Annotated in this window: 12 protein-coding genes; 6 read left to right on the plus strand and 6 right to left on the minus strand. The window is 44.9% G+C overall.

Annotated elements, in window-relative coordinates:
- The first annotated feature begins 139 nt into the window (after positions 1–139).
- From pflB to QM873_RS01470, 6 genes are all read left to right on the plus strand, one after another.
- Positions 140–2,455, plus strand: coding sequence for a formate C-acetyltransferase (gene pflB / locus QM873_RS01445; RefSeq protein WP_023027276.1), 2,316 nt, complete (start codon positions 140–142; stop codon positions 2,453–2,455).
- A 140-nt stretch (positions 2,456–2,595) separates the two neighbouring features.
- Positions 2,596–3,354, plus strand: a complete 759-nt coding sequence (locus tag QM873_RS01450; RefSeq protein WP_006595565.1) for a threonine/serine exporter family protein — start codon at positions 2,596–2,598, stop codon at positions 3,352–3,354.
- Between the two features lie 4 nt (positions 3,355–3,358).
- A complete protein-coding gene (locus tag QM873_RS01455) occupies positions 3,359–3,826 on the plus strand; it encodes a threonine/serine exporter family protein (RefSeq protein ID WP_023027277.1) in 468 nt (155 codons plus the stop codon).
- A 106-nt stretch (positions 3,827–3,932) separates the two neighbouring features.
- Positions 3,933–4,163 carry a hypothetical protein gene (locus QM873_RS01460; protein WP_023027278.1) on the plus strand — a complete coding sequence of 77 codons (231 nt, stop codon included), beginning with the start codon at positions 3,933–3,935 and terminating at the stop codon, positions 4,161–4,163.
- A gap of 344 nt (positions 4,164–4,507) precedes the next feature.
- On the plus strand, positions 4,508–5,686 hold the full coding sequence (locus tag QM873_RS01465; RefSeq protein ID WP_414278672.1) for a hydroxymethylglutaryl-CoA synthase: 1,179 nt from the start codon (positions 4,508–4,510) through the stop codon (positions 5,684–5,686).
- Positions 5,679–6,947, plus strand: coding sequence for a hydroxymethylglutaryl-CoA reductase, degradative (locus QM873_RS01470; protein WP_125334964.1), 1,269 nt, complete (start codon positions 5,679–5,681; stop codon positions 6,945–6,947). Before QM873_RS01465 ends, QM873_RS01470 begins: the two co-directional genes overlap by 8 nt.
- A 46-nt stretch (positions 6,948–6,993) precedes the next feature.
- On the opposite strand, the gene fni is transcribed toward QM873_RS01470, so the two are convergent.
- The 6 genes from fni to QM873_RS01500 all read right to left on the minus strand — a co-directional run bounded on the left by fni (position 6,994) and on the right by QM873_RS01500 (position 12,656).
- Entirely contained in the window at positions 6,994–8,010 is a 1,017-nt protein-coding gene (fni, locus tag QM873_RS01475) for a type 2 isopentenyl-diphosphate Delta-isomerase (RefSeq protein ID WP_414278673.1), read from the minus strand.
- Positions 7,988–9,013 carry a phosphomevalonate kinase gene (locus tag QM873_RS01480; protein ID WP_414278674.1) on the minus strand — a complete coding sequence of 342 codons (1,026 nt, stop codon included), beginning with the start codon at positions 9,011–9,013 and terminating at the stop codon, positions 7,988–7,990. Before QM873_RS01480 ends, fni begins: the two co-directional genes overlap by 23 nt.
- Positions 9,003–9,953: a diphosphomevalonate decarboxylase gene (mvaD, locus tag QM873_RS01485; protein WP_414278675.1), complete on the minus strand. Its 951-nt coding sequence runs from the start codon at positions 9,951–9,953 to the stop codon at positions 9,003–9,005. The genes QM873_RS01480 and mvaD overlap by 11 nt, the downstream gene beginning before the upstream one ends.
- Entirely contained in the window at positions 9,935–10,813 is an 879-nt protein-coding gene (mvk, locus tag QM873_RS01490; RefSeq protein ID WP_125334968.1) for a mevalonate kinase, read from the minus strand. Before mvk ends, mvaD begins: the two co-directional genes overlap by 19 nt.
- Before the next feature lie 119 nt (positions 10,814–10,932).
- A complete protein-coding gene (locus tag QM873_RS01495; RefSeq protein WP_023027285.1) occupies positions 10,933–11,886 on the minus strand; it encodes a serine hydrolase domain-containing protein in 954 nt (317 codons plus the stop codon).
- A gap of 35 nt (positions 11,887–11,921) precedes the next feature.
- Positions 11,922–12,656 carry a CppA N-terminal domain-containing protein gene (locus QM873_RS01500; protein ID WP_023024457.1) on the minus strand — a complete coding sequence of 245 codons (735 nt, stop codon included), beginning with the start codon at positions 12,654–12,656 and terminating at the stop codon, positions 11,922–11,924.
- Positions 12,657–12,706: the final 50 nt, after the last annotated feature.

A 12,706-nucleotide genomic window follows, 5' to 3' on the forward strand; every position in this document is an offset into this window, starting at 1 on the left:
TATTCATCTGTGCTGTTCTGTATTATAAAAGAATCCAAAATCTTTTTGCTATTCCCTTTGTGAAACCGATTTCTATGTGGTATACTACTATTGTAAGTGCAACAGATTTGTTGCTAGAAAGATATAAGAGGATTTAAACATGGTTGTTAAAACAGTTGTTGAAGCACAAGACATTTTTGACAAAGCCTGGGAAGGCTTCCAAGGGGAAGACTGGAAAGAAAGAGCCAGCGTCTCACGCTTTGTACAAGCTAACTACACTCCTTATGATGGAGACGAAAGCTTCCTAGCTGGACCAACTGAACGTTCTCTTCACATCAAGAAGATTGTTGAAGAAACAAAAGCACACTACGAAGAAACTCGTTTCCCATACGATACTCGTCCAACTTCTATCGCTGATATCGCAGCTGGATACATCGACAAAGAAAACGAAGTGATCTTCGGTATCCAAAACGATGAATTGTTCAAATTGAACTTCATGCCTCGTGGTGGTATCCGTATGGCGGAAACTACTTTGAAAGAAAATGGATATGAGCCAGATCCAGCTGTGCATGAAATCTTCACTAAATATGTAACAACAGTTAACGACGGTATCTTCCGTGCTTATACTACAAACATCCGTCGTGCACGTCACGCTCACACAGTAACTGGTCTTCCAGATGCATACTCTCGCGGACGTATCATCGGGGTTTATGCTCGTTTGGCCCTTTACGGAGCTGACTACTTGATGGCTGAAAAAGCAAACGACTGGAATGCGATCACTGAAATCGATGAAGAATCAATCCGTCTTCGTGAAGAAGTAAACCTTCAATACCAAGCACTTCAAGAAGTTGTTAAATTGGGTGACCTTTATGGTGTAGACGTACGTCGTCCTGCCTTCGATACAAAAGAAGCAATCCAATGGACAAACATCGCCTTCATGGCTGTCTGCCGTGTGATCAACGGTGCTGCTACTTCTCTTGGACGTGTGCCAATCGTTTTGGACATCTACGCTGAACGTGACTTGGCTCGTGGTACTTACACTGAGTCTGAAATCCAAGAATTCGTTGATGATTTCGTTATGAAATTGCGTACTGTTAAATTTGCTCGTACAAAAGCTTACGACCAATTGTACTCAGGTGACCCAACCTTCATCACAACTTCTATGGCTGGTATGGGTAACGACGGACGTCACCGTGTTACGAAGATGGACTTCCGTTTCTTGAACACTTTGGACAACATCGGTAACTCTCCAGAACCAAACTTGACAGTTCTTTGGACTGACAAATTGCCATACAGCTTCCGTCGCTACTGTATGCATATGAGCCACAAACACTCTTCTATCCAATACGAAGGTGTAACTACTATGGCTAAAGACGGATACGGTGAAATGAGCTGTATCTCATGTTGTGTATCTCCACTTGACCCAGAAAATGAAGAACAACGCCACAACATCCAGTACTTCGGTGCTCGTGTAAACGTGCTTAAAGCTCTTCTTACTGGTTTGAACGGTGGTTACGACGACGTTCATAAAGACTACAAAGTATTTGACATCGATCCTATCCGTGACGAAGTTCTTGAATTCGAATCTGTTAAAGCAAACTTCGAAAAATCACTTGACTGGTTGACTGACACTTACGTAGATGCTTTGAACATCATCCACTACATGACTGATAAGTACAACTACGAAGCTGTTCAAATGGCCTTCTTGCCAACTCACCAACGCGCAAACATGGGATTCGGTATCTGTGGATTCGCTAACACTGTTGATACTTTGTCAGCAATCAAATACGCTACTGTTAAACCAATCCGTGACGAAGATGGCTACATCTACGATTACGAAACAATCGGTGAATACCCACGTTGGGGTGAAGATGACCCACGTTCTAACGAATTGGCAGAATGGTTGATCGAAGCTTACACTACTCGTCTTCGCAGCCACAAACTTTACAAGAACGCTGAAGCTACAGTTTCACTTTTGACTATCACTTCTAACGTTGCTTACTCTAAACAAACTGGTAACTCACCAGTCCACAAAGGGGTATTCCTCAACGAAGATGGTTCTGTGAACACAAGCAAATTAGAATTCTTCTCACCAGGTGCTAACCCATCTAACAAAGCGAAAGGTGGATGGTTGCAAAACTTGAACTCACTTGCTAGCCTTGACTTTGGTTACGCAGCTGACGGTATCTCATTGACAACTCAAGTATCACCACGTGCTCTTGGTAAAACTCGTGACGAACAAGTAGACAACTTGGTAACTATCCTTGATGGATACTTCGAAAACGGTGGACAACACGTTAACTTGAACGTTATGGACTTGTCAGACGTTTACGAAAAGATCATGAGCGGTGAAGATGTTATCGTTCGTATCTCTGGATACTGTGTAAACACTAAATACCTCACTCCAGAACAAAAAACTGAATTGACACAACGTGTCTTCCACGAAGTTCTTTCTATGGATGATGCATTGAGCTAAGATTCAAATAGATTTTTCAAACCAGTCGGAAACGGCTGGTTTTTTCTTGTCCTGTCTTGACTAAATCCGTGGTAACACTAGTACAAATCAGTGAAATTTTGATATAATGGAAGCAATCTATTAACAGAACAGGAAGAACAATGGAAGCGTCTAAAGATATGGACCGCGTGATTGATGTCCTCATGTTGGCAGGAACCCTCCTTTTAGAGAGTGGTTCTGAAATCCATCGAGTGGAGGATACCATGATCCGGATTGCTCATTCTCAAGGAATCGATGATTGCAATGCCTTAGCGATGCCAGTCGCTATTTTCTTTTCAATCGAAAATGCCAATATCACGCGGATGAAGCGGATCCTGCGGACCAATTACAATATCGAGAAGGTCTGTGATGTCAATCAGATTTCTCGCCAATTAGTCTCTGGGCACATCAATCTCGAAGAAGCCTACCAAGCCTTGAGCCAATTGAAACAGAAAGCAGTCCCTTATACCAATCTGCAGTTAACCATCGCGGCTACTCTTAGTGCCCCTTTTTTCTCTATTATGTTTGGCGGGAATTTTTATGATGCGATTGGAGCAGGTATTGCGACCGTCTTTGCCTTTGCTTTCTCTCTAGTAGTTGAGAAATACGTGCGCATCCCTTTTGCCACTGCTTTTGCAGCAGCCTTTGTCTTTGGCTTTTTGGCCCATATTTGGTCTCAATATAGTGGTTTTCCTTCCAATACTGATCTCATTATTGCCGGTTGTGTCATGCCTTTCGTTCCTGGGATTGCCATGACCAATGCCGTCAGGGATCTGATGAACAACCACCTCAACTCTGGGATGAGTAAACTCTTTGAGACCCTGCTCATTACTCTTGCCCTTGGTGCCGGAACGACCGTCGCTCTTGTCCTTATGAAATAGAATCATGAATCTAATCGAATTTTTAATCCAAGCGGTGGCTAGTTTGATTGCCATCATCACTTTTTTAATCGTCCTCAACGTGCAACGCTCGATGTTAGTCCCTGGAGGAGTTCTAGGAATGGCTATCTGGTTGCTCTACTATATCTTGAAAGGACCTACCAATGTTATTGTCGCGACGTTTATTGCAGCGATTGTGGGTTCTTGTATCAGTCAAATTTTAAGTATTATCTATAAGACACCTGTCGTTGTCTTTATGCTGGCTATTCTTGCTCCCTTGGTTCCTGGATATATTTCCTATCGGACCACCTCCTTCTTTGTTAGCGGCCAATATCGGCAAGCCATGACCAGCGTAACCTTGGTGGTTATTCTAGCCTTGGTCATCTCTATCGGGATGGCTAGCGGGTCTGTCGTCTTGAAACTCTACCATTCTTATCAACGCCATCAAAAAAGAAAAATGACCAATGCCAACTAGCATTGGTTTTTCAAAACTTATCTATGTAATCGCTTGCATTTTTATTTAAAAGGAGTACAATGATAGTGAAAAAACAAATCCTTTAAAGTATGCGAGGTGCTGTATGATGCTAAACAAGTATATCAAGTATCTTCCTTGGATGATCCTAGGAGCCCTCCCCTCCTATCAATCAGCGACTATCTATGCCCGTAATTCATTTGACTTGTTCTATCTGACCTTGAACTTTCTGATTGTGTACATCGCTTTAATCGTCTTCTACGAAAATGTTCTAAGAGACAAATGCAAAGAACTCTTCATACGGGTTATGAGTAACCCTAAGAAAGATAAGCAAGCATAAGAGTTGAAAAGGCTGGGACAAAAGTCCTAGCCTCTCAATTGTTTTTGGATTGTCGAGCAAGACGCAGTGGTTGAGTGGGCTCTACTACGCTGATTTCATCAGCTTTTACAGCCCTACTCAACTGTGCGGAGGTGGGACGACGAAATCGAATTCTAACGAATTACCGATTTCTGTCCCACTCTCTTTTGTTTTTCGTCCTCTTTTTTTCAAAAAATCCCCTTGTCCAACTCGGTCCTAAGAATGATTTCCATACTGTTCTGGCTTTTTCAAGGGAGTTTTGCTCTCAAATATGGTAAAATAGTAACGAAATATACTAGTAGATATCAAATTAAAAGAGGTTATTTATGACAATCGGTATTGATAAGATTGGATTTGCGACCAGCCAGTATGTCTTGCGCTTAAGTGAGCTTGCGGCTGCTCGAAATACAGATCCAGAAAAACTCAGTAAAGGGCTTTTATTGAAAGAACTGAGTATTGCCCCTATTACAGAGGATATCGTCACACTTGGAGCAAGTGCCAGCCATAGTATTTTAACCGAAGAAGAAAAAGAAGAAATCGATATGGTCATCTTGGCGACTGAGTCAGGAATTGACCAGAGTAAGGCTGCTGCTGTTTTCGTTCACGGTCTCCTAGGAATCCAACCCTTTGCTCGGAGCTTTGAAATGAAGGAAGCCTGCTATGCTGCAACGGCCGCTTTGGACTATGCTAAACTTCATGTTGAAAAGTTCCCACAGAGCAAGGTCTTGGTCATTGCCAGCGATATTGCAAAATATGGGATCGACACCCCTGGAGAACCGACTCAAGGAGCTGGATCTGTCGCTATGCTAGTGACGCAGAACCCACGTATCCTAGCCTTTAATGATGATAATGTAGCTCAGACCCGTGACGTCATGGATTTCTGGCGTCCTAACTATTCCAGCACTCCCTTTGTCAATGGGATTTATTCGACCCAACAGTACTTGGATTGCCTGAAAACAACTTGGACAGAGTATCAAAAACGAACTGGCTTAACCTTGGATGATTTTGATGCGATCTGCTTCCACCTACCTTATCCCAAGCTTGCTCTTAAGGGCTTAAAAAAGATTCTTGATAAGAGTCTTTCTCCTGAGAAACAAGCCCAATTGCAATACAATTTTGAACAGTCCATTCTCTACAGCCAAAAGGTTGGGAATATCTATACGGGTTCCCTCTTCCTAGGTTTGCTTTCTCTCTTAGAGAATCAGCCTCAACTAGTGGCTGGCGACCGGATCGCCCTCTATGGATATGGAAGTGGCGCAGTCGCTGAGATTTTTAGTGCTCACTTAGTCGAAGGATATGAGCAAATGCTCCATCCAAATCGTATGGCAGAATTGGATCAGCGAAAAGCTCTTACGATTGCCGAATATGAGAAGATCTTCTTCGAAGAGGCAGAATTAGATGGTGAAGGCAATCAAACCTTCCAAAGTTACCAAGATCAAACCTTTGCCTTATCAGAAATCAACGAACACCAACGAACCTATGTAAAGGTAGAACACCATGGTTAAATTAACTGGTTTTTCAAAAGCAAGTCCAGCAGAGCGTATCGAGAAACTGGCTCAGGCCGGACTCCTTTCAGAAGAAGGACTACAAACAGTAAGGGACAATGACACATTGCCCCTTTCTCTTGCCAATGAAATGGTCGAAAATGTCCTCGGCACCTTAGCCTTGCCCTTTGGTATAGCTCCTGGCTTCCAGATAGATGATCAGGAAATTCAGGTCCCAATGGTGACGGAAGAACCCTCTGTCATTGCTGCTGCTTCTTATGCTGCAGGGTTGATCAAGCGTTCAGGTGGGTTTCAGACCCAGGTTCACAAGCGTCAAATGATTGGGCAAGTGGCTCTCTATGATGTCAGCAATAAAGAAAAGGCCAGTCAGGCGATTACAGAAGCTAAAGAAGAACTGCTCCAACTGGCCAATCAAGCCTATCCTTCCATCGTTAAACGGGGAGGTGGGGCACGAGATCTCTGGACAGAGGTGAAAGGTGACTTTCTCATTTGCTACCTATCCGTTGATCCAAAAGAAGCCATGGGGGCTAACATGCTCAACACCATGTTGGAAGCTCTGGTCGACCCTTTAGAAGAGTTATCCGGGGGCCAAGGCTTAATGGCTATTTTGTCCAACCTAGCAACAGATGCCCTCGTCACTGCAAGGTGTCACATAGACTACCGCTTTCTCAGTCGTGATCCCAAGGAAGCTGCCGAAATTGCTCAGAAAATAGCTCTGGCCAGTCAATTAGCGGCTGTTGATCCTTATCGAGCAGCGACTCACAACAAGGGAATTTTCAATGGCATCGATGCTGTCGTCTTAGCAACTGGAAATGACTGGCGGGCGATTGAAGCAGGTGGCCATACCTATGCCAGTCGATCCGGACAAGCTCTAGGACTATCTAACTGGATGGATCATCCAGAACAGCAAGTCCTAGAAGGTCAGCTGACCCTTCCCATGCCTATCGCTACCAAGGGAGGCTCCATCGGACTCAATCCAAGTGTTCAAGTGGCTCATGAACTACTTGGAAATCCTGACGCCCAGACTCTTGCACGGATTATTGTATCCGTTGGCCTAGCTCAAAACTTTGCAGCGCTTAAGGCCTTGGTCAGCACCGGTATTCAACATGGGCATATGAAACTCCAGGCTAAGTCACTCGCCCTACTTGCTGGAGCTACTCCGTCAGAGGTGGCTCCGGTGGTGCAAGCATTGCTAGAGGACAAACCCTTTAACCTGGAAAAAGCCCAAGCTGTTTTAGAGGAAATTCGTCAAAGTAAGTAAAAAATCCTTCCGTGTAAACGGAGGGATTTTTGCTAGTTTCTTCAAGTTAATCATGGATGGAAGAGATTTGTTCGTGTCCTTCTTTTACTCGTCCGTAAAGAATATAGGGAACCTTTCTTAAATCGGCAATTGTCTGACAAGAAAGGGCACACATAATCAGGCGTAAATCCTCTTTCCAAGCATTGACTTGGGCGATGGCCTCGTCAATCGGCTTTGTCTCTACCAATTCTAAAATGGTCCGAGAAAGACCGACCCCCTTGGCTCCTAGAACCAGTGCCTTGATCATATCCAAGGGATGACGAACGCCACCAGAGGCGAGAACCTCGACCTGATCCATCAGTGGTTGAGCCCCAAGTAGGGCTTGGACCGTTGTTTGTCCCCAGTCATTGAGATAGGAGCGATTGCCTCCCCGACGGTTTTCGATATAGGCAAAACTGGTCCCACCTCTACCAGAAATATCAACTGTCCTGACACCTAGTTCGATAGCTCTTTGGATAGTTCCGGCATCCATACCAAAACCGACCTCTTTTAGCACCAAGGGCACTGGAAGTTGCTTTGCATAACCTGCTAAATGGCCTTGCCAGTTTCTAAAGCTTCGTTCCCCTTCGGGCATGAGAAGCTCCTGCATGAGGTTGACATGGAGTTGGAGAAAGAGGGGCTGGGTCTCTTCAATCGTCTGTATGCCCAATTCAAGCGGTTTGTCAATCCCGATATTGGTCGCAAAGAGTAGGTCCGGATGAAGGTCCTTGACTCGATAGGAGCTATCCTGAGGATCCTTCAAAGCTGCACTATAAGAACCTGTCACAAAGAGAATACCACAGGCTTCTGCCACCTGGGCCAACTTCCGATTGATTTCTCCCCCCTTGGCACTGCCACCTGTCATGGCATTGATATAAAAAGGGTAGTCCCAATCACGACCCGTAAAATGAGTTGTCAAATCGACCTGATCTAAATCAATACTTGGTAAAGAGGAATGAATCAACTCAACCTCATCAAAGCTATTGTAACCTGGAGTCTGCTCCAAGGCCAAACGAATATGTTCATCCTTTCGGTTGGTCGTCATACTCTCCCATCCTTTCTGAATATAATAAATCAATCCCTGCTTCTTGCCAGCGTCTGACGATTTCTTGGGCAGCAGCCTCCTCAAATGCGAGGGCGATTCCACAATCTCCTCCTCCAGCGCCACTGGATTTTGCAATGACCTTTAACCCCTCTTCTGCCCTCTTTAATTGGGCTAGTTTTTTGGTATAAATTACCTCATTAAGAGATAGAAGTAAGTCACTAGCCCGACCGATAGAGGACCAGGCTAAGTCTCGGTCTGCTTCTTGAAAGGCCACTAAGAGGTCTTGTACAGCCTGCTCCGTCCCCTCTAAGAAGACAGGATCAATAGCTGAACGAACCTGGTTAATCAAGTCCCTTGAAATAGCAGGTTCTTGGGTCCAACCCACTAAAAAAGTATAGGACAACTGAGGGGCAAGAGGCCGGATTTCATATCCCCAATCAAGGGCTAAGACCTGGTCCAGATCCTGATCTTGTAATTGATCAGCCAGCGCCCGTCTGTCAAAAGAGCGGTAGCTAACCAAGCCTTCATAGGCAATACAAGCTAGGTCTCCCATGGACCCATTGTCACCACGCTGAATCAAGACCAAACAGGCCAAACGAAAGAGCAAATCTGCTGACAGGGGAAAATCATAAAGAGCTGCCATGGCTTTGAGGGTCAACAAGACCACACTGCCACTAGAGCCAATTCCGAATTTCTTACCCTCTCGCTCAAATTTCCCCTCAATACTTAAATCAAAGGGAGCAAGTGCCACTCCTTGCGACTGGAGGTAGGTGTTCATCAGATGCACGGTTTCTTGGATTAGGGCATAGTCCGCCTGCGGAGTCAAATCAACCGCAAAGGAAAACATGTCCGACTGAATCCGATAAGTAGATGACGGTTGGATTTCTGCCTGCATGTAAATGGGAATAAACTGAATAATGGCTGTTTGTCCCGGGGTTAAGATAGAATATTCCCCAGCGATATACAACTTCCCACCTGCTCGAACTGCTTTCTTATTCTTCATGGGATAGATCCTTGGTCTTAGAAACAATGATACGGTAGTCTTGTTCAAAAAATGGAACCAACTGATCCAGATCCTCTTCTAGACAGAGGACTTTTACATTCGGTCCTGCATCCATGGTGAAGTAGCAACGTTTCCCTTCGTTACGAAGAGAGCGCACGAAATCCATGGCCTCATAGCTCTGTTCCGTCAAATAGGAGAAGGCTGGGCTAGCAGTCTTGGTTGTAGAATGCATGAGAAGAGCATTTCGTTCGGTCAATTCCCCTACTTTTTCAAAGTCATTGTCCTTCAGGTAAGCCAGCATATCTTGGTAATCTTGAGCTGACTGGCGGATCCATTCTTGGAAATTGCTAGAGGTTTCCGTGCACCGCTTCATCCCTTCCCGACTGGAAAGAATCTTTTGTTGGTCGTTTAACACCAACATAATCATCGCCAGTTTGAGGTCCGTTTCCACCTGGTAGATTGCTCCAGTATCCTTGTCCCAAGCCGCTAGAGGACCAAAGAAAGAACGAGAAGACGAACCGGAGGCAAACTTAGCCGCTTGAGCTTGTTCTGCCTGCGTCATCCCCAGTTGGTAATAGCGATTGCAGGCTTTTACCAAGGCAGATAAACCACTGGAACTAGAAGAAAGCCCTGCAGCTGTCGGCATGTTGTTGCTGGTGTCAACCCGCACAAAGCCTGTTTCCCCTTCTGGTTTAAAGCGGTCGATGACTGCTCCAATCTTGGCCTGCTCCGCTTCATTCTGGAAGACCCCATCAATAAAGAAGGCATGGGACTTGGCTTCAGGCCCCAAAGGACTAAGTCGAGTCTCCGTATACATATTTTCCAAGGTCAAGGAAATGGAACTAGTTGATGGCACCATTGCTTCACTGTTTTCCTTGCCCCAATACTTAATAATGGCGATATTGGCATACGATTTCACGCTTACAGGTTTTCGATCCATAACTCCTCCACTCCTTTATTTCTTAGTTCTTTTGCGATCATCTCTGCTTGTTCCTGGTCTGCAGCAAGGGCAATGATACAGCCACCGAGCCCACCACCACTCATCTTGGCTCCCAAGGCTCCACTCCCTAAGGCTAGTTCCACCAATTGATCCGCTTCTGGACAACTCACTCCCACTGCTTGCAAATGATGATGGCAGTCTGTTAAGATGCGTCCCAAGGTGAAAGCATCTTTTTGAGCAAGAGCTTTTTCTGCGTACTCAGTTAGAAGTCCAATTTCATGGAAACTAGCGAGGGCTGCTGTTCCCAACTCCTTGACCTTCTGAATGGCTTCTTTGGTATGGCCATGGATACCTGTATCTGCAATGACCAGCTTGGCACCCAAATTAACCTCTAATTCACTGAAGCCGACATTTCGAATGAATTTAATCGGCTGATCGCTGAGACAGGTCTTGGCATCCAGCCCACTTGGATTCACATGGGCAATCATTTCCGCTCGATTAACCAAGATTTCCAAAGTCTCTTGACTCAAATCTCGCCCAAAGTAATCAAAGACTGCTCGAATTGCCGCAATACTGACAGCAGCCGAGGACCCCATCCCCCGCTGGGACGGAATCATGGAGTCAATCCGGCAAGCGATAGCCGCCTCCTCAATCCCCAAATGCTCTAAAGAAGCGTAAACGGCCATAGATAAGCTATCATTCTCAAAAAGGACCCACGGACGCTCCGCAGGTACAATCTGACAAGTGACCTGAATGTTAAGGAGGGGCAAGGCAATGGCTGGATAGCCATAAACAACCGCATGCTCTCCTATTAAAATAATCTTGCTATGTGCTTGTCCGACACCTATCGATCTAGTCATATGTCTCTCAGTTATCTTCGTTCTTTCTGCTATAGATTGCTTAATACAATCCTCTCTCCTTCCATTTTAATATAAAAAAAGAAAAAAAGCGATGGCTAAACCACGCTTCTTTCTCCGTCTTAGGAAGGATTTTTTCCGGTTCCTTCCATTTCTCTTTTGATGAGCTCCATGAGTTGATTCCGATCCAGGATCCATTGGGCCCGCTCATCTTTTTCATAGGTCCGATTGGATAGGAAAATAGCTGCCAATTGGAGCTTGCGATTATAGAGAAGGAAGGTTCCTGTATAACCTGTATGGTCCAACCAGTCTCCTTCCAGATTCCAGGCCAGAGAGCGCATCTTCCCTTTTTCTAAAGCATAGTTCTGCGATAAAATCTCTGCAAAAGGATCCTGTAAGTAATGCTCCAGGAAAATTTCCATATCTCTAATGGTCGAAAACAGACCTGCACTTCCGGCATGGACTCCCAGTACACGCGCTTTCGGATCATGGACGACACCAGCTGGAACGCCACGAAGGGTTGGCACCGCTTGAGAAACCGGGCCAAAAGTAGTCTCCTTCATTTGCCAAGGTGCAAAGACTTGCTCCTGAAAAATCTGGGCCAAATCCTGACCATACCACTTCTCCAGAAGAAAGCCCAACAAAAGAAAATTGACATCTGTATAGTGGAACTGGCGATTGTCCTTGAGCTTCAAACGGTGCAGGGCTTCTTTTAAGCCCTCAGCATCCAAGTCATCTCGTCTAGGGATGAAAGGATCCAGCCCAGAAGTATGGGTTAAAAGCTGACGGATGGTCACCTCTGCCTGCTCCATATCCGGATAGTGAGAAGCTAAGGGACGATCGATATCAATTTGCCCTTGTCGGACCAGAAAAGCAAGAACCGTTCCAACTCCGACGACCTTACTCACACTGGCTAAATCATAGGTCAAGCCAGGAATAACTGGCTCTTGCTTGTCTGGATCAGCTAGTCCCAAGTAATACTCCTGCCAGCTTCCTTTCTGATAGAGCGCAAGAGAGGCACCTGGGTAGATGCCTGCTCCTATTTGCTCTTGAATTTTTTGGATGATTTTTTCCATTTTTCTTCACTCATTTCAATCAGCCAAAGACTTGCTTAGGCTTCGAACCACCATTCAATCTTGCTTGGATCCTCAACCAAGACAAATTGTTGCCTTTTTGGTACAAAAGTCACCTGATCTCCAAAGCAAGAGGCCACTTCACTTGCTACAAATGGCTCTAGAATGACCTTGACCTGACAAAGGTCCCAAGTCTGTCCATTAGCTAGTGTGAGGTCCGGACCATCTGATGCTTCTAAGTCTAAATACTCTTCTAAGCCAGGTAGTTGTTGATAGAAAGCTGTAGAAGTCTCTACATTAGGTACACGAAGAACTATCTTTTCTACGAAAAACTCCGTCAAGGTTGTAAACTCTTCATTCGCTTGAAAATCTGGAACTTCCTCAATTTCAGTTAAACTGTCCACTTGCTCTTCCGCATGGAGCAAGATACGATCTCCTTCTGGCGAAAGAGCTTCAAAGGCATAGCCATTTTCCCCTCTGAAGAGGCGATCAACTTGATGACCACGAGCCAGAAGCCACTCAATTTCTTGCGGGTTGGTCACGCGAATCTTTAAGCAAGCCAAGCGTTTTGGTCCCTCAACCTTACGGGTTCTCATACTAGGGGATTCCTCTAAATAGAGGCGGTCTGTCTTCGATTGATCTCCAAGGGATAATAAAGCCCCATCTTCCAACAGGGTTTTCATTCCTAAGACCTTTTCAAAAAATTCTTGATTGACATTTCGATTGTTTGTTTTTAATACGGGTGAAATACTACTAATCTTATTTATGCACATAATTCCTCCAAGTCTTTTATATTTTAAAAGATTTTCTTTTTTTTTACAAG

This window comes from Streptococcus australis, assembly GCF_047463015.1.
In the GTDB taxonomy this organism is placed as follows: domain Bacteria; phylum Bacillota; class Bacilli; order Lactobacillales; family Streptococcaceae; genus Streptococcus; species Streptococcus australis_F.

What these genes read in the sequence shown, in the direction of transcription:
- pflB (WP_023027276.1), top strand. Translation starts at nt 140, where the DNA reads ATGGTTGTTAAAACAGTTGTTGAAGCACAAGACATTTTTGACAAAGCC.
- QM873_RS01450 (WP_006595565.1), top strand. Translation starts at nt 2,596, where the DNA reads ATGGAAGCGTCTAAAGATATGGACCGCGTGATTGATGTCCTCATGTTG.
- QM873_RS01455 (WP_023027277.1), top strand. Translation starts at nt 3,359, where the DNA reads ATGAATCTAATCGAATTTTTAATCCAAGCGGTGGCTAGTTTGATTGCC.
- QM873_RS01460 (WP_023027278.1), top strand. Translation starts at nt 3,933, where the DNA reads ATGCTAAACAAGTATATCAAGTATCTTCCTTGGATGATCCTAGGAGCC.
- QM873_RS01465 (WP_414278672.1), top strand. Translation starts at nt 4,508, where the DNA reads ATGACAATCGGTATTGATAAGATTGGATTTGCGACCAGCCAGTATGTC.
- QM873_RS01470 (WP_125334964.1), top strand. Translation starts at nt 5,679, where the DNA reads ATGGTTAAATTAACTGGTTTTTCAAAAGCAAGTCCAGCAGAGCGTATC.
- fni (WP_414278673.1), bottom strand. Translation starts at nt 8,010, where the DNA reads ATGACGACCAACCGAAAGGATGAACATATTCGTTTGGCCTTGGAGCAG.
- QM873_RS01480 (WP_414278674.1), bottom strand. Translation starts at nt 9,013, where the DNA reads ATGAAGAATAAGAAAGCAGTTCGAGCAGGTGGGAAGTTGTATATCGCT.
- mvaD (WP_414278675.1), bottom strand. Translation starts at nt 9,953, where the DNA reads ATGGATCGAAAACCTGTAAGCGTGAAATCGTATGCCAATATCGCCATT.
- mvk (WP_125334968.1), bottom strand. Translation starts at nt 10,813, where the DNA reads ATGACTAGATCGATAGGTGTCGGACAAGCACATAGCAAGATTATTTTA.
- QM873_RS01495 (WP_023027285.1), bottom strand. Translation starts at nt 11,886, where the DNA reads ATGGAAAAAATCATCCAAAAAATTCAAGAGCAAATAGGAGCAGGCATC.
- QM873_RS01500 (WP_023024457.1), bottom strand. Translation starts at nt 12,656, where the DNA reads ATGTGCATAAATAAGATTAGTAGTATTTCACCCGTATTAAAAACAAAC.